At 35.9% G+C, this 18,734-nt stretch carries 20 protein-coding genes; 6 read left to right on the top strand and 14 right to left on the bottom strand.

Annotation, left to right across the window (positions count from 1 at the left end; genetic code table 11):
• Nucleotides 1–171 precede the first annotated feature (171 nt).
• The 3 genes from G9F74_RS22975 to ispG all read left to right on the top strand — a co-directional run bounded on the left by G9F74_RS22975 (nucleotide 172) and on the right by ispG (nucleotide 2,625).
• Nucleotides 172–930, top strand: coding sequence for a DUF1189 domain-containing protein (locus tag G9F74_RS22975; protein WP_000021678.1), 759 nt, complete (start codon nucleotides 172–174; stop codon nucleotides 928–930).
• 73 nt (nucleotides 931–1,003) lie between these two features.
• Complete coding sequence (locus G9F74_RS22980; protein ID WP_000825413.1) at nucleotides 1,004–1,357, top strand: hypothetical protein; 354 nt, start codon at nucleotides 1,004–1,006, stop codon at nucleotides 1,355–1,357.
• A 164-nt stretch (nucleotides 1,358–1,521) separates the two neighbouring features.
• Complete coding sequence (gene ispG, locus G9F74_RS22985) at nucleotides 1,522–2,625, top strand: flavodoxin-dependent (E)-4-hydroxy-3-methylbut-2-enyl-diphosphate synthase (protein ID WP_162861751.1); 1,104 nt, start codon at nucleotides 1,522–1,524, stop codon at nucleotides 2,623–2,625.
• An 80-nt stretch (nucleotides 2,626–2,705) separates the two neighbouring features.
• On the opposite strand, the gene G9F74_RS22990 is transcribed toward ispG, so the two are convergent.
• The 4 genes from G9F74_RS22990 to G9F74_RS23005 all read right to left on the bottom strand — a co-directional run bounded on the left by G9F74_RS22990 (nucleotide 2,706) and on the right by G9F74_RS23005 (nucleotide 5,795).
• Nucleotides 2,706–3,119 carry a Fur family transcriptional regulator gene (locus G9F74_RS22990; protein WP_001054515.1) on the bottom strand — a complete coding sequence of 138 codons (414 nt, stop codon included), beginning with the start codon at nucleotides 3,117–3,119 and terminating at the stop codon, nucleotides 2,706–2,708.
• A 13-nt stretch (nucleotides 3,120–3,132) separates the two neighbouring features.
• A complete protein-coding gene (locus G9F74_RS22995) occupies nucleotides 3,133–3,966 on the bottom strand; it encodes a metal ABC transporter permease (protein ID WP_000613814.1) in 834 nt (277 codons plus the stop codon).
• Entirely contained in the window at nucleotides 3,966–4,736 is a 771-nt protein-coding gene (locus G9F74_RS23000) for a metal ABC transporter ATP-binding protein (protein WP_016109102.1), read from the bottom strand. Before G9F74_RS23000 ends, G9F74_RS22995 begins: the two co-directional genes overlap by 1 nt.
• Nucleotides 4,737–4,916: 180 nt before the next feature.
• The gene (locus G9F74_RS23005) at nucleotides 4,917–5,795 is read right to left on the bottom strand and encodes a YitT family protein (protein WP_000435959.1); all 879 of its coding nucleotides are present in this window, start codon (nucleotides 5,793–5,795) and stop codon (nucleotides 4,917–4,919) included.
• Between the two features lie 149 nt (nucleotides 5,796–5,944).
• Here G9F74_RS23005 and G9F74_RS23010 point away from each other — a divergent pair, with 149 nt between their 5' ends.
• Nucleotides 5,945–6,199 (top strand): DUF2624 domain-containing protein, encoded by a 255-nt coding sequence (locus G9F74_RS23010; protein ID WP_001048958.1) that lies wholly within the window; start codon nucleotides 5,945–5,947, stop codon nucleotides 6,197–6,199.
• Between the two features lie 19 nt (nucleotides 6,200–6,218).
• Here the strand turns inward: G9F74_RS23010 and G9F74_RS23015 are convergent, their stop codons facing one another.
• Together G9F74_RS23015 and G9F74_RS23020 are read right to left on the bottom strand one after the other, a co-directional pair.
• Complete coding sequence (locus G9F74_RS23015; RefSeq protein ID WP_016109103.1) at nucleotides 6,219–7,115, bottom strand: deoxyribonuclease IV; 897 nt, start codon at nucleotides 7,113–7,115, stop codon at nucleotides 6,219–6,221.
• 231 nt (nucleotides 7,116–7,346) lie between these two features.
• The gene (locus G9F74_RS23020; protein ID WP_000194009.1) at nucleotides 7,347–8,657 is read right to left on the bottom strand and encodes a DEAD/DEAH box helicase; all 1,311 of its coding nucleotides are present in this window, start codon (nucleotides 8,655–8,657) and stop codon (nucleotides 7,347–7,349) included.
• A gap of 180 nt (nucleotides 8,658–8,837) precedes the next feature.
• Here G9F74_RS23020 and vrrA point away from each other — a divergent pair, with 180 nt between their 5' ends.
• Together vrrA and G9F74_RS23030 are read left to right on the top strand one after the other, a co-directional pair.
• Entirely contained in the window at nucleotides 8,838–9,584 is a 747-nt protein-coding gene (gene vrrA / locus G9F74_RS23025; RefSeq protein ID WP_016109104.1) for a VrrA/YqfQ family protein, read from the top strand.
• Nucleotides 9,585–9,673: 89 nt separating this feature from the next.
• Nucleotides 9,674–10,624 (top strand): 4-hydroxy-3-methylbut-2-enyl diphosphate reductase, encoded by a 951-nt coding sequence (locus G9F74_RS23030; RefSeq protein WP_000706652.1) that lies wholly within the window; start codon nucleotides 9,674–9,676, stop codon nucleotides 10,622–10,624.
• 40 nt (nucleotides 10,625–10,664) lie between these two features.
• On the opposite strand, the gene G9F74_RS23035 is transcribed toward G9F74_RS23030, so the two are convergent.
• From G9F74_RS23035 to ccpN, 8 genes are all read right to left on the bottom strand, one after another.
• Complete coding sequence (locus G9F74_RS23035; protein ID WP_016109105.1) at nucleotides 10,665–11,786, bottom strand: Nif3-like dinuclear metal center hexameric protein; 1,122 nt, start codon at nucleotides 11,784–11,786, stop codon at nucleotides 10,665–10,667.
• Entirely contained in the window at nucleotides 11,783–12,490 is a 708-nt protein-coding gene (locus G9F74_RS23040; protein WP_001006556.1) for a tRNA (adenine(22)-N(1))-methyltransferase, read from the bottom strand. The genes G9F74_RS23035 and G9F74_RS23040 overlap by 4 nt, the downstream gene beginning before the upstream one ends.
• 165 nt (nucleotides 12,491–12,655) lie before the next feature.
• Nucleotides 12,656–13,012 (bottom strand): cytochrome c550, encoded by a 357-nt coding sequence (gene cccA / locus G9F74_RS23045; protein ID WP_000828150.1) that lies wholly within the window; start codon nucleotides 13,010–13,012, stop codon nucleotides 12,656–12,658.
• Between the two features lie 385 nt (nucleotides 13,013–13,397).
• Complete coding sequence (gene rpoD / locus G9F74_RS23050) at nucleotides 13,398–14,525, bottom strand: RNA polymerase sigma factor RpoD (protein ID WP_000764067.1); 1,128 nt, start codon at nucleotides 14,523–14,525, stop codon at nucleotides 13,398–13,400.
• 59 nt (nucleotides 14,526–14,584) lie between these two features.
• Entirely contained in the window at nucleotides 14,585–16,381 is a 1,797-nt protein-coding gene (dnaG, locus tag G9F74_RS23055) for a DNA primase (protein WP_000528230.1), read from the bottom strand.
• Nucleotides 16,382–16,634: 253 nt separating this feature from the next.
• Entirely contained in the window at nucleotides 16,635–16,874 is a 240-nt protein-coding gene (locus G9F74_RS23060; RefSeq protein WP_002039621.1) for a DUF188 domain-containing protein, read from the bottom strand.
• A gap of 368 nt (nucleotides 16,875–17,242) precedes the next feature.
• On the bottom strand, nucleotides 17,243–18,055 hold the full coding sequence (locus G9F74_RS23065; RefSeq protein WP_000368950.1) for a pyruvate, water dikinase regulatory protein: 813 nt from the start codon (nucleotides 18,053–18,055) through the stop codon (nucleotides 17,243–17,245).
• A 29-nt stretch (nucleotides 18,056–18,084) separates the two neighbouring features.
• On the bottom strand, nucleotides 18,085–18,717 hold the full coding sequence (gene ccpN, locus G9F74_RS23070; RefSeq protein ID WP_080119744.1) for a transcriptional regulator CcpN: 633 nt from the start codon (nucleotides 18,715–18,717) through the stop codon (nucleotides 18,085–18,087).
• Nucleotides 18,718–18,734 lie beyond the last annotated feature (17 nt).

Genomic DNA, 18,734 nt, shown 5'->3' on the forward strand with positions numbered 1-18,734 from the left:
AAATTTACCATATAAAAAAGAAAAGTGTCAATTGTATTTTTCTCATTTAAAAGAAGAAAATTATTAAAAAGAAATTTAGTTATCTCCACTATATGTAAATATAATATATCTTGAGATTCTCTAGATTCCTACGTTACAATGACTTTATACATACATAAAGGAAGTGAATCTATGTCCATTTTTAAACAGTTAGCAAAAAGCGTATATTCGCCTAAAGATATTGCGCTTTTCCGTTTTCAAAAAATCGGTAAAACCATTTTGTATATTATGCTTCTTTGCCTAATCACTACTATTCCAAGAACTTTCTTGTACGGTAGCGTTATTCAAGACGGTGTTAATATGGTAAATAAAGTAATCGAAAAAGATTTACCTGATTTTAAAATTGAAAATGGCGAACTAACAGCAGATATTGATCAACCTATCGAAAAAGAAGATGGAAATGCCCTTTTCGTATTTGATCCAAATTCAACAAACTTAGAAAAATATCAAAATAAAACGGGTTTATTTGTTTTAAAAGATAAAGTAGTCTCCATGGGAAATGGTCAAACACAAACGTATTCCTATAACGACTTATTAGGTGCATCTCTTGAGAAAAAAGATTTACAAGACTTTATTTCTCTATTCGATAGTATCTATCCAATTTTATTATTTGTTATCGGATTTTTAGTGTACCTATTCCAATTATTCATTACTTTTGTAGGCGTGACTTTACTTGCGTTCATCGGTTCTGCTATGAGCGGACAACGTAAATTATCCTACAAACAAGTTTGGACATTAACTGCTTACAGTTACACAATTCCAACAATCTTCTTTATGATTATGGATTTATTTAAAATCGTCGTACCTGGTTCAACATTCATTTATATCGCAGTTGTTTTAATTGTTCTATACTTAACACTTAAAGAAGTTCCACAACCGAAAGAAAAATAAGAACGATAAAAAATGCCTAAATAGGCATTTTTTTTTTGGACAAGCATATATTCCTAGCAAAGGAGTGAAGAATATGAAGAGATTAGGTATATTCTTATTCGTGCTTGTTCTCGGTTATATATTTTATTACGATATAAAAATCGGTACTTTACCGATGTTAAGTTCATACAAAAAAACAACAGCTGCTCAAACTATAAAAAAAGAAGAAACAACTACAAAACAAAGCAAAAAGGAAGAAACAGATGTTACTTATAAAGCAATTGAAGTAAAAACTGGTGAGACCGTTCTTTCGATTACAGAACAAATTAATAAGAAAAAAATCCCTTCTATTGAAAAGGTAATTGATGACTTTAAACAATTAAATAAAAGTACATCTGCTACAAAAATTCAAATTGGAAAGACTTATAAATTCCCGTTATATCAATAAGCGATCACTTAATCCTTGTCAATTACATAAAGGCGCTGATACAATAGTAAAAGTGAAACCGAGCACTTCGGTTTCTATAGCCCTATATCACGTATACTATCATTGATATGAGGGACTAAATAAGAAACTTCTTTTATAAGGAGAGCGATCTATTCGTGAATGAAATGACTCATCGTACAAAAACACGTCCAGTTAAAGTCGGTAATTTAACAATTGGCGGTAATAATGAATTAATTATACAAAGTATGACAACAACAAAAACACATGATGTTGAAGCAACAGTTGCTGAAATTAAACGTTTAGAAGAAGCTGGTTGTCAGGTTGTTCGTGTTGCCGTTCCAGATGAACGCGCAGCAAATGCTATTGCTGATATTAAAAAACAAATCAACATTCCACTTGTTGCTGATATTCATTTTGATTATCGCCTTGCTTTAAAAGCAATTGAAGGTGGCATTGATAAAGTACGTATCAATCCAGGTAACATTGGTCGTCGCCATAAAGTAGAAGCTGTTGTAAATGCAGCAAAAGAGCGCGGCATTCCAATCCGTATCGGTGTAAACGCTGGTTCATTAGAGCGTCACATTTTAGAAAAGTACGGATACCCAACTGCAGATGGCATGGTTGAGAGCGCACTACATCACATTAAAATTTTAGAGGACTTAGATTTCCACGATATTATCGTATCTATGAAAGCCTCTGATGTTAACTTAGCAATTGAAGCATATGAAAAAGCTGCTCGCGCTTTTGATTATCCATTACATTTAGGTATTACAGAATCTGGCACATTGTTTGCTGGAACTGTAAAAAGTGCCGCTGGTCTTGGAGCAATTTTAAGTAAAGGCATCGGAAACACACTTCGTATTTCATTAAGTGCTGATCCAGTTGAAGAAGTAAAAGTTGCACGTGAACTATTAAAGTCATTTGGTCTTGCATCTAATGCAGCAACACTTATCTCTTGTCCAACTTGCGGTCGTATTGAAATTGATTTAATTAGCATCGCTAACGAAGTGGAAGAATATATTTCTACACTGCAAGTACCAATTAAAGTTGCAGTACTTGGTTGCGCTGTAAATGGCCCTGGTGAAGCTCGTGAAGCTGATATCGGTATTGCCGGTGCACGTGGAGAAGGATTATTATTCCGCAAAGGGCAAGTTGTTCGTAAAGTACCAGAAGAAACAATGGTAGAAGAACTGAAAAAAGAAATCGATGTAATCGCTGCTGAAATGGCTGCTGAAAGAGATAAAGAAAAAGAAACACAAGAACAATAAAAAGAAGGTTGCCCACAATATTTGTGAGCAACCTTCTTTTTTATGCAAAAAAGCTCGTCAGTTATATAACCGACGAGTTTTTATTTTGCACATTTTGGACAACGGCCGTATATTTCAAATTTATGCCCTGTTACTTCATAACCGTTAAAATCTTTATTCATAAAATCCATTGGACAGGAAGTAATCTCTTTCGTTCCCCCGCAATCTAAACAAATAAAATGATGATGATGTTCCATAATGGAACATGTAAAACGAAAATGTTTTTCACCATTTAATTCTGTTTGTTCTAAAACGCCGATTTCAGCAAAAACCGTTAAGTTACGATAAATCGTATCAAAACTAAGCCCTGGATAATCATCCTTCATATGCTCTAAAACGTCTTTTGCTGTTAAATAACGATTGTGAGCTGCAAATAATCTGAGCATCTCTTCCCTTTTCCCAGTATGTTTGTATCCTTTTTCTTTCATTAGGCGTAAAGCTTCTGTTAGATTCATACCTATCCCTACTTTATGCAGTTTTTTTCTTCTTCCATAAAATCGCACCGATTAAAATAAGAACTGCTATCATAACAATTGTACCACCTGGTGCTAGATCAAGTTGATACGAAGCAAACATTCCACCAATTACTGCAATTTCACCAAATAAAATGGAAAAGAAAATTGTTTGTTTAAATCCTTTAGCAATACGAATACTTGCTGCAACTGGTAACGTCATTAATGAGGATACGAGAAGAACACCTACTACACGCATTGATACTGCAATGACAAGAGCAACTAGTATAATGAAGATAAAGTGAATCCACTTTGCCCTTAGACCAGTTGATACTGCGTATTCCTCATCAAATGATAATAAAAACAGCTCTTTATATAATAAAATAATTGTCGCAATAACAACAATTGCTACAATCCCAATAATAATTAAATCCGTACTCGTTACAGCACTTACACTACCAAATAAATAACTAAATAAGTCTGTGTTAAATCCATTTGCAAGTGAAATGAAAATAACTCCAATTCCCATTCCTGCTGAAAGAATAATCGGAATTGCTAATTCTTGATAATGCTTATATACAGTTCGTAACTTTTCAATTAGTAACGCTCCCCCAATCGAGAAAATCATCCCCATATATAGGGGATTTAAAAAGCCACCTGTAAAAATTGTTTTTTCAAGTAGTAAACTTGCTGCAATACCTGATAACGTCACGTGACTTAATGCATCTGCAATAAGAGATAAACGACGAATAACAACAAACACACCGATAAGCGGTGCAACAAGTCCAATTAAAATACCTGCATATAAAGAATTACGTAAAAAGTCATATTGTAAAAAATCTTGTATCATTATATCCTCCCGTGATGCTCATGCTCGTGTTTTAAACGATGGACATGATGTCCATATAAGACGGACATTTCTGCATCTTCTAACTCTCGGAACTCCTTTACATTCCCATGGAAATGTAAATGTTGGTTTAGACATGCAACATGTGTTACTTTCTCGGTAACAGCCCCCATATCATGAGTAACAAGAATCAATGTAATCCCAAGCCTTTTGTTTAAATCCTCTAATATCTCATAAAAACTTTCCACATTTTTCACATCAATCCCAACAGTAGGCTCGTCCAAAATAAGTAATTCAGGATCACTAACGAGCGCACGAGCAATAAATACACGTTGTTGTTGTCCACCAGAAAGCTCTCCAATATTGCGATCTTGAAATTCACTCATCCCTACATCAGCAATCGCCTTTTCTACCTTCGCCTTGTCGTCTTTCGTGAAAAAGCGAAAAAGACCTTTTTTCGAAACGAGCCCCATTGACACAACTTCAAAAACAGTTGCTGGAAAACCAGAGTTGAAACTATTTGCCTTTTGGGATACATAGCCAAGTTTGTTCCATTCTTTAAACTTCTTGCTATCAACACCAAACAAGCGAATACTCCCTTGTTTAGGCTTTAAAACGCCTAATAAACATTTTAGTAAAGTGGATTTCCCAGAACCATTTGGCCCAACTAAACCTAAAAAAGCTCCCTTCGGAACTTGCAAATTAATATTTTCTAACACATTTCGATCTTCATATCGAAACGTTAATCCTTCTATTTCCAATATATTATTCATAGCATCTCACCTATTTTAATTCAGAATGATTCCGATTTATATCTATTTGAATTATAGTACAGCTTATTATAGTTGTAAACCAATCTGCCTAAATTATATCTATTTTTTCAAGAAACCTTACTATTATAACAAAAAGCAGAGAAAAATTCTCTGCTTTCGAAAAATATTCCAAGTAACTTTTTAGTGGATAGCTGATTTAAACTTACCACCATTTGTTTCTTGTGTACTCATAATCGTAACAAACGCATTTTCATCAATTTCATGCACAATTGATTTTAACTTCGTCACTTCCAAACGCGTTACAACTGCATAAATAACTTCTTTTTCTTTATCCGTGTAACCACCTTTGGCTACAAGCTTTGTAGTTCCACGACCGAGACGATGCAAAATGGCATTTGATACTTCCTCATACTGATCTGATACAATTAAAACTGCTTTCGTTTCATCTAAACCTTGAATTACCGTATCAATTGTTTTGAATGCAATATAGTACGTCATAACAGAATACATAGCTTGTTCGACACCAAATACAAATGCTGCCCATGCAAAAACAAATAAGTTCACAAACATTACGAATTCACCAACAGAAAACGGTAATTTCTTCGTTAATAAAATCCCCATAATTTCTGTTCCGTCCATTGATCCGCCATGACGAATAACAAGTCCTACACCAAGCCCCAAAATAAGGCCACCAAAAACTGTTGCTAAAATGGGCTCAGTTGTAAATGGTGGAACAGCATGTAATGTCGATTCAATAAATGCTAAAGCTACAATCCCAAATGCTGAGGATAACATAAATGTTTTTCCGATTTGCTTATACCCAGAGTACATAAACGGAATGTTGAGGATAACAACTAAAGTAGAAAAACTTAACCACCAAATATTAGGAGTAAGATAATCTAATATAAGAGAAATACCAATAATTCCACCATCAATAATTTTATTTGGCATTAAGAATAATTCAATCGCTACCGCCGCGCACGCTGCCCCAAAAATAATCATTACTAAACGATAAATGAGATGGATAACGCTTTCTTTTCGATGTTGCTTTTGTTCCATAAGTCCTCCTTATATTCTTTTTCTGTAGTTTTGTCCTTACATTATAACATACGCTTCTTTTCCTCATGAAAAAAGAAACTCTATAAGAATATGTACAAGCTACGCACTCATATATTTCGATAGAAGAACGTATGAAGGAGGATAACTCGATGAATCTCATTAAACAAATTGTGAATAAAAAATTAAATCATATTTCTACAAAAGAGTTATTGAAATATAGTAAAGAATATGAAGTTTCAATTACAACTGCACAAGCTGATCAAATTGTTTTACTTATGAAAGGAAAGAATATTAACATTTATGATAATAATGAGCGACTAGAACTCTTAAAACAAATCGCAAAAGTAACTTCCCCTGCTACCGCGCAACAAGTAAACACTTTATTTCAGCAACTACTAAAATAAGGAGGGGATACCCCCCTCCTTATTGCGCTTTAATTTTTTCAAGAATCCCCTCATCAAAAGTACCGTTTTTCAGCATTTCGATTTCTAATTTATATGGTGGCTTCTTATCTTTTTTATCTTCACCTACATATGGTGTTTCAAGAATTTTTGGCACGTTCATTAACTGCGGATGATGTACAATATGATGCAATGCTTTATAACCGATATGACCAAAACCGATATTTTCGTGACGGTCCTTTCCGGCCCCACGCACATTTTTACTATCATTAATATGAAGCACTTGTAATCGATCTACACCAACAATCTTGTCAAATTCGTTCAATACACCGTCAAAATCATTTACAATGTCATAACCCGCATCATGCGTATGACACGTATCAAAACATACAGATAGCTTCTCATTATATTTTACACCATCAATAATCTTTGCAATTTCCTCAAAGCTACGACCGCACTCTGTTCCTTTTCCAGCCATCGTCTCTAGCGCAATGTTAACCGTCTGTTCAGGCGTTATTACTTCATTAAGCCCTTTAATAATTTGTTGAATACCCGCATCTGCTCCAGCACCAACGTGCGCTCCTGGGTGAAGAACAATTTGTTTCGCAACACCTAATGCCGCTGTTCTTTCAATTTCCATGCGCAGGAAGTCTACACCTAATTGGAATGTTTCTGGCTTCGTCGTATTACCAACGTTAATAATATATGGTGCATGGACGATAATTTCCTTAATACCATTCAGTTCCATATGTTTACGTCCTGCTTCTATGTTCAATTCTTCAATCGGTTTTCTTCGTGTATTTTGCGGTGCACCTGTATAAATCATAAACGTTGTTGCACCGTATGAAACAGCCTCTTCACTTGCTGCTAATAACATTTTCTTACCACTCATTGAGACATGAGATCCAATCTTTAACATACAATCACCTCTTCAATATACAATAGTTATAATGATAGCATAATTTGTAGAAATATGTAGTGAATTGTTTGTTCACAAAAAACGCACTACACAAATTTATATAACTATTTAAACAGACTATACTCTTCATTTAAATGAACTGGATTAAGTGAAGCTTTAATCCATATTTTTCTACCCATATTGATTACGACTCTCACAAATAGCTGGATAAAAAAAGATAAGGGAAATCCCTTATCTTTTTTTATTGCTATATTTTTTCTTCACTTTGTCACGTTCTGTTGCAAGTTTTCGCTTATAGTTTGGTTTTACTTTTTTCGGCTTTTTAACAACTTTTGTTGCCATAACATCTAGTCCATCATTTGGTTTTTTACGACTCTTACGACGACGACGGTCACCTAAATCCGCCCACTCATCTCCGCGTAAATCTACATGCTTAAACTCGATATGACGTTGTTTTTCCAAACTATCTAACGCTTCTTCATTTGCTGGATCATAAATTGTCACTGCAATCCCTGAATGACCCGCACGTGCAGTTCTTCCAACGCGGTGAACGAAGAAATCTAAATCCGATGGAAGTTCATAGTTAATAACATGGCTAATTCCTTCAATATCAATACCGCGTGCCGCTAAATCTGTTGCGACAATGTATTGGAACTCTAAATCACGAACTTGTTTCATCATTTTTTTACGATCACGTGGTGATAAATCACCGTGTATACGCCCTACTTTTAACCCACGTTCAGCTAATCCATCGGCTACTTCATCAGCCTTCTTCTTCGTGTTTGTAAACACAATTGCTAAGTACGGTTTAAATTGAAGTAGCATATTTTTCACTAATTCAATTTTATTACGGTGTCTTGAAGGCACAAGGTAATGCTCAATATTTCCTGCTGCAACTTGTTTCGGATTAATATGAATATGTTCTGGATTCTCCATATATTTCTTCAAAAATGGTTTTAATTTTTGAGGAATTGTTGCAGAGAAAACTAGCATTTGCAAGTTTTTAGGCATACGTGCTGCAATTTTATCTACATCTTGAATGAATCCCATATCAAGCATTAAATCCGCTTCATCGACAATAATAGTATCCGCTTTATAAACAAATAGCGCCTTTTCTTCTACTAAGTCTTTAATACGTCCTGGTGTTCCAACTACAATATGAGGTTGTTTTTTCAACTTTTCAATCGATCGTTGTTTATCAGTTCCACCAATTAAACAACGTGCTGTAATCATTTGATCTTCTGCACAGAACTTTGTTAATTTCACGATTTCTTCGTAAATTTGTTGTGCTAACTCACGAGTAGGCGCTGTAATAACAAGCTGTACTTCTTCACGACTTGGATTAATTCTGTTTAATGTAGGAAGTAAGTATGCATGTGTTTTCCCAGAACCTGTTTGGGATTGTCCAATTACACTTACACCTTTTTTCACGACCGGGAAAATTTTCTGTTGAATTCCTGTCGGCTCTGTAAAGCGTAGTTCACGAATTGCATCTATTAAAAATGGTTTAAAATCATACTGTGTAAAAGTTTGTTGTGTCATAAGTTACACCTTCTTTCTAAATTTCTACTGCGCGCACAAATCAGTCAAGTCTACATTATATCGAAATCTACAATTAAAATCCATCTTTAGTTTAGGTTTTTACTTCAAAAACTAACCTTCTTCACTCTTATTGCATATTGTATGTGTATATACCTAACTGAAGAAAGGAGGGTTTCTCACATGTTTCCAAAATCTCCCGTAAGGCAAATGTATCCGAATCCAGGCCAACAACCTTATACACCATACCCCATTCCACAACTACCACCGATGGCACAAAAAAAGAAAGGGTTCCTTGCTAAACTCTTTAAAAAACACGATCCAACCGAACCTTTCATGCAAATGGTTCCGCCTTATCGACAAATAGAAGGACAGCCGCCAATGATGCACCAACAACAGCCACCCCAATATCAACAGCAATATCAACAGCAACAGCAATATCAACAGCAATACCAACAACAATACCCGCATCAATACTCACAGCAATATCAACCATACATGCAGCAGTATCCAGAGCAAATGATTCCCCCTCAAATGTATGAATCAAACGAAACGCGCGGCGGTGCAGCCACTAAAGCAGCATCTAGCAGCGGCATCGGCAGTTTTTTTTCGAATTTAATTTCGAATCCAACTAATATGATAAACAATATCGAAAAAGTATCACAAGTCGTTCAATCTGTAAGCCCTGTCGTCGAACAGTACGGTCCCATTATGCGTAACCTACCAAGCATTGTTAAAATCCTCACCTCTGGAAAAAGTACGGAAGAAGATCAAACTGAAGATCTAACAGAAAAGGTTGAGGTAGCAACTCCCCCTCCTCCACAAAAAAAAAGAAAAAGAAAAAAAATAGTGATTGAGCCAGCCATAGAAACAGAAGTACGAGAGGAGCCTGTTCAAAAAATAGCAACAAAACCAAAACTATATGTGTAACAATCCTTTGTTTTCTATCCTCTCCTCCTTTATAATGTAAAGGACTATGCACAAAAGTATCCCTTGTTTAGAAGGAGAGGATTACTCATATGAAAATTGTTAAAATTTCCCCTCGTGGTTATTGCTACGGTGTTGTCGATGCAATGGTAATTGCACGTAACGCTGCATTAGATAAATCATTACCGAGACCTATTTATATTTTAGGTATGATTGTTCACAATAAACATGTTACAGACGCTTTTGAAGAAGATGGAATCATTACGTTAGACGGACCAAGTCGCTTAGATATTTTAGATCAAATCGATTCTGGTACTGTTATATTTACTGCTCACGGTGTTTCTCCTGAAGTTAAACAACGTGCAAAAGAAAAAGGTTTAACGACAATCGATGCAACTTGTCCAGATGTTACAAAAACACATGACCTTATTGAAGCAAAAAAAGCTGAAGGATATCATGTCATTTATATCGGCAAAAAAAACCATCCAGAACCAGAAGGCGCGGTTGGTATTGCACCTGATATCGTTCACCTTATCGAAAGAGCGGATGATTTAGAAACATTAGAAATCCCAACGGATAAAATTTTAGTTACGAATCAAACAACGATGAGTCAATGGGATGTTCAACATTTAATGGAGGACATTCAGAAAAAATTTCCAACAGCAGAATTCCATAAGGAAATTTGTTTAGCAACTCAAGTTCGTCAAGAAGCTGTAGCTAAACAAGCGGATGTTGCAGATTTAACAATCGTTGTTGGTGATCCAAAAAGTAACAATTCGAATCGCTTAGCGCAAGTATCACAAGAAATTGCTGGTACGAAAGCTTACCGTGTTGCGGATGTAAGTGAAATTCAATTAGAATGGCTACAAGGTGTAGAAAACGTAGCTGTTACAGCAGGTGCTTCTACTCCAACACCAATTACAAAAGAGGTTATCGCTTTCTTAGATCAATATGACCCAATGAATCCGGCTACGTGGGAAAGAATTCGAAAAGTACCACTTCAAAAAATCTTACCTCGTGTAAAAGTGAAAAAAGAACAATAATAAAAACCGTTGCCTACATGAGCAACGGTTTTTATTTTTCTTATACAAATGTGAATGGATCTGTATGTAACTGCGAAGCATGAATTTGTGCATTTAATTTTTTCGCATCTACTTTTTCTTGCAGTTGCTTTTGCACACCTTGCTTCATTACCTTTTCAACGTTATGTCCTGGATCAACTATATTTAAACCGAGCATCATCGCATCATGAGCGACATGATAATACATGTCACCTGTTACATATACATCTGCCCCTTTAAATTTCGCTTGGTTTATATATTTATTACCGTCCCCACCAAGTACAGCAACTTTACGCACTTTATCACCTAACTTGCCGACAACTCTTGCGCCCTTCACGTCTAATGATTGTTTCACATGTTCAGCAAACTGTCCAAGTGTCATTTCTTCTTGTAAATAGCCTATTTTTCCAAGCCCTAACGTTTCACTTTTATTATCAAGAGGATATACATCATATGCCACTTCTTCGTATGGATGAGCTGCCAACATCTCTTTCATAACTTTTCTTTGTAGTGAAGCTGGAATTATCGTTTCGATACGTACCTCTTCCACACGTTCTAACCGCCCAGTTTCCCCGATATAAGGATTTGTTCCCTCCTGAGGTACAAACGCGCCTGCTCCCTCACTACTGAACGTACAGTGGCTATAATTGCCGATATGACCCGCACCTGCGTCTCCTAATGCTTTACGAACCTCTTCTGCATGAGTTACTGGCACAAACACAACAATTTTTTTCATTTCTTCTGCGTATGTTGGAGCTAATACTTCTGTATTTTGTAATCCTAACGCATCAGCGAGTAAATCGTTTACTCCACCTTTAGCAACGTCTACATTTGTATGAGCGGCATAAACGGCAATATCATTCTTAATACACTTTTCAATAATTTTCCCATACGCTTTCTCTGTATGAATCGCTTTTAACGGATTAAAAATTAAAGGGTGATGCGCAATAATGACATTCGCTCCTAATTGAATTGCTTCATCTACAACCTCCTCCGTTACATCTAAAGCAATCAATACGTGCTGCACGGGTTTATTAAGCGCCCCGATCTGCAGGCCAATCTTATCCCCTTCCATCGCTAAATGCTTCGGGTACATACTTTCAAATAAAGAAATAACCTCATGGCCATTTGGAATTTTACTCATGATAAAATCTCCCCTATCATTTTCATTTTCGCTTCTACTTCTACACGTTTCGTTTTTGTCTCTTCAGAATCTGCTGCACGTTCTAATTGTTTTAAGATATTTTGGAAGTTTTTCAATTCTCCTTCCCACTTTTCAACAAAAGCCTCACCTTTTTCTTTTATTAAAAATGGACCCATAAATAATTCAGCTTGTTTATTATCCGAGTAAGGTGCTGCAATATTTCCTCGTTCCCCAACTAAAATTTCGTAAATTTTCCCGTCTTCTTTTACGATTTTCTCACGGATAAGCTCCCAGCCATTTTCAATAAACCATTCACGTATGTGATGTGCTGCAATGTTCGGCTGTAAAATTAAACGTGTTACACCTTCTAACTTTTCTTTACCACTTTCTAAAATGTCACGAATTAGTGCTCCACCCATACCAGCAACTGTAATTACATCTACTTCCCCTGGTGTAATTACTTCTAATCCATTCCCTTTACGAACGTCCACTTTATCTTGTAAGCCACTTTCAGCTACAGTTGCTTGCGCAGAACGAAACGGCCCATCTACAACTTCTCCTGCAACTGCTTTTGTAGCAATATTATTTATAATTGTATAACACGGTAAATACGCATGATCCGATCCAATATCAGCTACTGTAGATCCTACTGGAATCTCGCGCACAACTTCTTCTAATCGTTTTGAAAGCTTTACTTCATTCATGTATTTCCATTACTCCTTCTCTTGTCAGTCTGTCTCCATGATAATGAATTTATAGTAGTGGTTGCAAGCCCATAACAACAATTCCATTCTCTATTACTCATCGTATTTTAGAAAGTATAGAAAAACAAGCCTTTTGCAAAAGCAAAAGGCTTGTTTTATGGAACCTTATTTTTTCTTAGATAGCCAATCAGCTACTTTAGCCGCTTGATCAGCTGGTACTAAATTGGCCGGCATGTTACCTTTTCCTTTCGAAAGAATTTCTTTAATTTCATCCTTTGAAAGTTTTCCACCAATTTTTTGTAAATTAGGCCCTACCGCCCCTTGTAACTGATCACCATGACAGCTCGTACAGCTTTGCTTCACAATATCCTCTGGCTTTGATGCTGTTTGCGCTGGCTTCCCGCCATTTTTTGTATCAGCTAACTCTTTAGATTTATTTAGCCCCTGAAATGAAAATACAAACATAACGATAATACCTAATGCTGCAATAAGAGCGAACGGAATCAGCGGATTACGTTTCATATCTCTTCTCCCCCCTCTATACCCCTAAATAGTTAGATGATTCAGTCATTTCCATTGTACTTGAAAACGCTCTATCCGAAAAGAGTAAACTATCACTTGTTGAAAATATTCCATAAATTCAGTTTATTGTTTTTTATTGTTATATCGCTTATTATTTCGATAATTATTAACGTTTCTCATCATATTTTTCGCTTTTCTACATATTTTTTTGTATAGAATAAACAAAATTAATCGAAAAATCGAAAAATGAGCATTTGCAAATCAAAAGACAATTCTGTAAAATAAATTACAAGAAATTGTAATCGTTGCCGATAGCTAAATTTTAACAAAAATTAACAAAACAAAAAAGTTTACTTCACAAAAGTGAAGTAAACTTAAAGTTAGCCTATTCTAAGAAATCCTTAAGACGCTTACTACGACTTGGATGTCTTAATTTGCGAAGTGCTTTCGCTTCAATTTGACGGATACGTTCTCTCGTTACGCCGAATACTTTCCCAACTTCTTCAAGCGTACGAGTTCGTCCATCATCTAAACCGAAACGAAGACGTAGAACATTTTCTTCACGATCTGTTAGTGTATCTAACACATCTTCTAATTGTTCTTTTAGCAATTCATACGCTGCATGGTCCGCAGGCGATGTTGCTTCTTGGTCTTCAATAAAGTCACCTAAATGGGAGTCGTCTTCTTCACCAATTGGTGTTTCAAGAGAAACTGGCTCCTGTGCAATTTTTAAGATTTCGCGTACTTTTTCTGGCGCAAGATCCATTTCTTCACCAATCTCTTCAGGAGATGGTTCGCGTCCTAAATCTTGTAACAATTGACGTTGTACACGAATTAACTTATTAATCGTTTCAACCATATGAACTGGAATACGAATTGTTCGCGCTTGGTCTGCAATCGCACGTGTAATTGCTTGGCGAATCCACCAAGTTGCATACGTACTAAATTTGAAACCTTTACGATAATCGAACTTTTCAACCGCTTTAATTAGACCCATATTTCCTTCTTGGATTAAGTCTAAGAAAAGCATACCACGGCCCACGTAACGCTTTGCAATACTTACTACAAGACGTAAGTTCGCTTCCGCAAGACGGCGTTTTGCTTCTTCATCGCCTTCTTCAATACGCGTCGCAAGTCGAATTTCTTCTTCAGCGGATAGTAAGTCAACGCGACCAATTTCTTTTAAGTACATACGAACAGGATCATTGATTTTCACACCTGGTGGCACACTTAAATCATTAAGGTCGAATTCTTCTTCCGTTTTTGTAATTTGGCGATTATTAGGACCTTCTTCGTTGTCGTTATCGCCAACTAGGTCAATCCCTTGTTCACCTAAATATTCATAGTATTCATCCATTTGATCGGATTCAATTTCAAATCCATTCATGCGTTCTGCGATCTCTTCATATGTAAGAACGCCACGTTTTTTTCCGACCTCAGTGAGTTGTTCTTTCACTTGCTCAAGGGTCATTTCAGTTTCAATTTGTTTAGAACGAGCTGGTTTGTCAGCCATCTGTTCCCCTCCTTACGCGAGATACAAACATTCATTATACTAAATCTTTACCAAAAAAGCTATTTTCTCGCTTTTTGATTTTGTAAATATGCTACATAATATTTAGCAGCCTCTACAGGATCTGTTTTTTCCATCTGTTTTACTTTAAAGATGATTTCCATCTTTACAAGTTTTTCCTTATGACGTCTAAGCGTCTCTAAATGGCCTTGTAACACTTCTTCTGTGTATTCTGGATTAATAAATTCATCCGTCGAAATATCAGTGATAATGTTTTTCAACTTTTCATCAGAGAGCCAACTTAAAAATGTTCCGACTGAAGGTTCATTTCCCTTTTCATAATATGCGTATAGTTCATATAAAATCCCTTTATGTTCTTCTGTATGAAAATCTTCTATATGGGATTCCATGCGAACGGCTACTTCTGCACTTTGCAACATATGATAAATAATTTCTCTTTCTGCCCTTTCAAAACCTGTTAACTTCGGTTTTGTTTGAACAACTTGAGACGGCTTAGAAACCTGCTTTATTTGTTTTTGCTGTACCTTTTGTTCTTTGCGATATTGGTGCAATTGATTCAAAAGTGTTTCCATTGAATAAGAAAACTCTTGCGATAACGACTTCAAATATGATTCTGCCTGCATCGCGTCTTGTAACAACGACAACTCTTTTAAAACACTTTTCACATATTCTTCTTTGCCAGACTCATCTTGCAAATTTTTCCCTAAACGCAAATAATTTATTTTAAAACCAACAAAACTTATACTTGATTTCACAAGATTTTCAAAAGCGGTTGTCCCATATTGTTGCACATATTCATCAGGATCAAGCTTATCTGGCAAGGATGTGACTTTCACTTGGCAACCAACTTTTAACAGTAATTGCCCTGCTTTCATCGTCGCTTCTCGTCCTGCTTTATCACCATCATAGCAAAGAACAACAGTTTCAACGTTACGTCGCAGAAGTTTTGCTTGTTCTTCAGTTAAAGCTGTTCCCATTGTCGCAACAGCTTCTTCCACACCACTCTTTACCGCAGCTAGTACATCGGCATACCCTTCAAAAAGGACTACTTGCCCACGCTTTCTAATAAACGGCCTTGCTTGGTGGAAGTTATACAACAATTTACTTTTGTGAAAAATCGGTGTTTCAGGGCTATTTAAATATTTCGGAGTGTCATCTCCTAAAGCCCTTCCACTAAACGCTATCACCTTACCTTGTAACGTATGGATTGGAAACATAACTCTTCCACGGAAGCGATCATAATGACTACCATCCTTCTCACTTCTTATTAGAAGACCGGCTTGTTCCATACTAGACAGCGATAAACCTCTTTTTTGTAAAATTTTCGTTGCAGCATCCCAAGCAAGTGATGCATAACCAATTTCAAACTTCTCAATCATCTCTTTCGTAATACCACGGTTTAATAAATATGAAAGTGCTTCATTTCCCTCTTCCGTATTTACTAATAAATGATGATAATACTTTTTCAAAAGTTCGTGAGCCTGTTGCATGATGACAGTGTCATCAGATATGTCTTCTTGTTGTACTTGCCCTGATGTATACTCTGCAACCGCAATTCCATTTCTTTCACCTAACTTTTGAACAGCCTCGGTAAAAGCAAGTCCTTCCATTTTCATTAGAAAGGAAAATACATTTCCACCTTCTCCACATCCGAAGCAATGAAAAATTTGCTTATCAGATGAAACAGAGAATGAAGGAGAATTCTCACCATGAAATGGACAAAGGCCGAAATAGTTACGTCCCTGCTTTCTAAGTTGAACGTATTCACCAATCACTTCTACAATATCGGATGACGTCCGAATCTGTTCAACAACTTCTTCGGGAATTCTGTTGCCCATAACTCCATCTCCGTGTCGTATTTTGTATTCGATATAAATTAAAAAATTCCTTTATAATTCGACAATATTTTTTCTAAACTTGTTAGAAAGTATTGTCGATCACATTGTGTAAACGACTTCGGACCTCTTATATAGGCCCTTTGTCTGCGTAACTTCGCAGATACATACTACTATATAAAATTGTATTCATATGCTCATCTATTACAAATGCACCTCTTGAAGACAATACATATACACCTTTTTTACAAGAAGACTAGCAAGCCTCATATACTGTATGATCATGAGATCTGTTACCTTTGCAAGTTGATAGATATAAATCAACTTCATCTTGTCCAGAATCTACATAAATCCAATTGCCTTGCTGTTTTCTTGAACGATGAGTATACGATGCGACAAACACAATTTCGACATGAAATTCAGTTCCAACTTGCACAATCTCATCCTTCACGGGATATGCATCTGCATCAACTAATACGTTATTGATGTTTTGCATATTTCTGTATTCTACATCCCTTCTGTGAATCCTTCCATAATGTGCGTTTTCTTGTATAGATTTTGTCGATTTAATGTAATTACATGTCTTTTTTGTAAATCCTATCCCTAGTTTATTCTGAAAAATTAAAGTCTAAACGTAAAATATAGGTTTTTATCACAATTTTTTATTATAATATATTTTCTTCAACTACGCTACATATCCCTTTATTTTTTCATCTTCTACTTTAGGATAACTAAACCATGCTTTTCACATAATAAAAAAACAGAAGAATATAAGTATAACCACTCCGCTATAATCTATTACTAATCCAACAAGTATCGTATTTCATATGAGCGAAAAAAGCACATTCACCTTCGGTAAATGTGCTAAAACATTTTTTGGTTTTGCACTGCATTCACAATAATATTTGCTGTTTCTTCAATCGCTTTATTCGATACATCAATTACTTGACAATTTATTTTACTAATTACTGCTTCAAAGTGATCAATCTCTTCTTGAATACGATTAATATTGGCATATGTTGCGCCGTCACTTAATCCAAGTGATTTTAATCGTTCTTTTCGAATATGATTTAACTTATCCGGTGTAATTTTCAAACCGAAACATTTCTCTTTTGCCACTTGATATAATTCCTCAGGTGGATCCACTTCTGGTACAAGCGGCACATTGGCAACTTTCAACCGTTTGTTATGAGCTAAGTATTGAGAAAGTGGTGTTTTTGATGTACGTGAAATTCCAATTAACACGATATCCGCTTTTAAAATACCTCGTGCATCTCTACCATCATCGTACTTTACAGCAAACTCAATTGCTTCAATCTTTTTAAAGTACTCTTCATCTAATCTACGAACAACACCCGGCTCATATCTCGGCACTTGCCCTGTAATTTCTTCAATTTGATCGATAAGAGGTCCGATAATATCGTATGCCTCTACCCCTTCTTTTGCAGCCTCTTTCACTAAATACTGGCGCATTTCCGGCTTTACTAACGTAAAACAAATAAGCGCTTGATTACTCTTAGCAATCGAAATCACTTCTTTTAATGTCCCTGTATCTTCTACATACGGTACACGTCTAATATCAGGAGCAAATGGGAATTGCCCCATTGCTGCTCGAACAACTAAATCAGCCGTTTCTCCTACAGAGTCAGATACGACATATACGATTTTATTATCCATTACATTACCTCACTTTAAACAAATTACACTTATTCGTTATTTACTAGGTTTACAAACGCACGTGTAATATTTGTTTTTGTAATTCGTCCAATTACTTCTAAACCTTGCTTCGTATCTTTCACAACCGGCATCGCATCAATCTGTCTTTCTATTAATTCCATCGCAATATCATATAAAGAATTTTCTCTACGACACATGGCAATGTTTGGCATCCTTGTCATGATAATATTAACCGGAAGAGAGGTTAAATCCTGCTTCCCTAAGCTAGCTCTTAATAGATCTTTTCGAGACACAACACCAACTAATAGTGTAGATTGATCTACAACAAACAATGTACCAACATCCTCTAAAAACATCGTACAAATTGCATCGTATACTGATACATTTTTATCAATTACAGCCGGTCTAGATTGATAATCTTGCACTTTAATTTTCTTAACAGCTTCAGATAATAGCTGCCCCCCAGTTTTCCCCGTATAAAAATAACCTACGCGTGGACGCGCTTCTAAATAACCAGCCATCGTTAAAATTGCTAAGTCTGGTCTTAGCGTTGCACGTGTTAAACCCAATTGCGCAGCAATTGACTCCCCTGTAATAGGACCGTGATCTTTTACAATCTGAATGATATGTTCTTGCCGTTTATTCAGCTCTATGATAATCACCACCTTTAATGCACAAC

Source organism: Bacillus sp. EKM202B (assembly GCF_011066025.1).
GTDB classification, from domain to species: domain Bacteria; phylum Bacillota; class Bacilli; order Bacillales; family Bacillaceae_G; genus Bacillus_A; species Bacillus_A toyonensis.

Bases quoted from the DNA above. Each gene is read 5' to 3' on its own strand.
- G9F74_RS22980 (WP_000825413.1), top strand. From the start codon at position 1,004: ATGAAGAGATTAGGTATATTCTTATTCGTGCTTGTTCTCGGTTATATA.
- G9F74_RS23035 (WP_016109105.1), bottom strand. From the start codon at position 11,786: ATGAGTAAAATTCCAAATGGCCATGAGGTTATTTCTTTATTTGAAAGT.
- G9F74_RS23065 (WP_000368950.1), bottom strand. From the start codon at position 18,055: ATGGATAATAAAATCGTATATGTCGTATCTGACTCTGTAGGAGAAACG.
- G9F74_RS23030 (WP_000706652.1), top strand. From the start codon at position 9,674: ATGAAAATTGTTAAAATTTCCCCTCGTGGTTATTGCTACGGTGTTGTC.
- G9F74_RS23000 (WP_016109102.1), bottom strand. From the start codon at position 4,736: ATGAATAATATATTGGAAATAGAAGGATTAACGTTTCGATATGAAGAT.
- dnaG (WP_000528230.1), bottom strand. From the start codon at position 16,381: ATGGGCAACAGAATTCCCGAAGAAGTTGTTGAACAGATTCGGACGTCA.
- ispG (WP_162861751.1), top strand. From the start codon at position 1,522: ATGACTCATCGTACAAAAACACGTCCAGTTAAAGTCGGTAATTTAACA.
- G9F74_RS22995 (WP_000613814.1), bottom strand. From the start codon at position 3,966: ATGATACAAGATTTTTTACAATATGACTTTTTACGTAATTCTTTATAT.
- G9F74_RS22990 (WP_001054515.1), bottom strand. From the start codon at position 3,119: ATGAATCTAACAGAAGCTTTACGCCTAATGAAAGAAAAAGGATACAAA.
- G9F74_RS23060 (WP_002039621.1), bottom strand. From the start codon at position 16,874: ATGCAAAACATCAATAACGTATTAGTTGATGCAGATGCATATCCCGTG.
- vrrA (WP_016109104.1), top strand. From the start codon at position 8,838: ATGTTTCCAAAATCTCCCGTAAGGCAAATGTATCCGAATCCAGGCCAA.
- G9F74_RS23020 (WP_000194009.1), bottom strand. From the start codon at position 8,657: ATGACACAACAAACTTTTACACAGTATGATTTTAAACCATTTTTAATA.
- G9F74_RS23005 (WP_000435959.1), bottom strand. From the start codon at position 5,795: ATGGAACAAAAGCAACATCGAAAAGAAAGCGTTATCCATCTCATTTAT.
- G9F74_RS22975 (WP_000021678.1), top strand. From the start codon at position 172: ATGTCCATTTTTAAACAGTTAGCAAAAAGCGTATATTCGCCTAAAGAT.
- cccA (WP_000828150.1), bottom strand. From the start codon at position 13,012: ATGAAACGTAATCCGCTGATTCCGTTCGCTCTTATTGCAGCATTAGGT.
- G9F74_RS23040 (WP_001006556.1), bottom strand. From the start codon at position 12,490: ATGAATGAAGTAAAGCTTTCAAAACGATTAGAAGAAGTTGTGCGCGAG.
- G9F74_RS23010 (WP_001048958.1), top strand. From the start codon at position 5,945: ATGAATCTCATTAAACAAATTGTGAATAAAAAATTAAATCATATTTCT.
- rpoD (WP_000764067.1), bottom strand. From the start codon at position 14,525: ATGGCTGACAAACCAGCTCGTTCTAAACAAATTGAAACTGAAATGACC.
- G9F74_RS23015 (WP_016109103.1), bottom strand. From the start codon at position 7,115: ATGTTAAAGATTGGATCTCATGTCTCAATGAGTGGTAAGAAAATGTTA.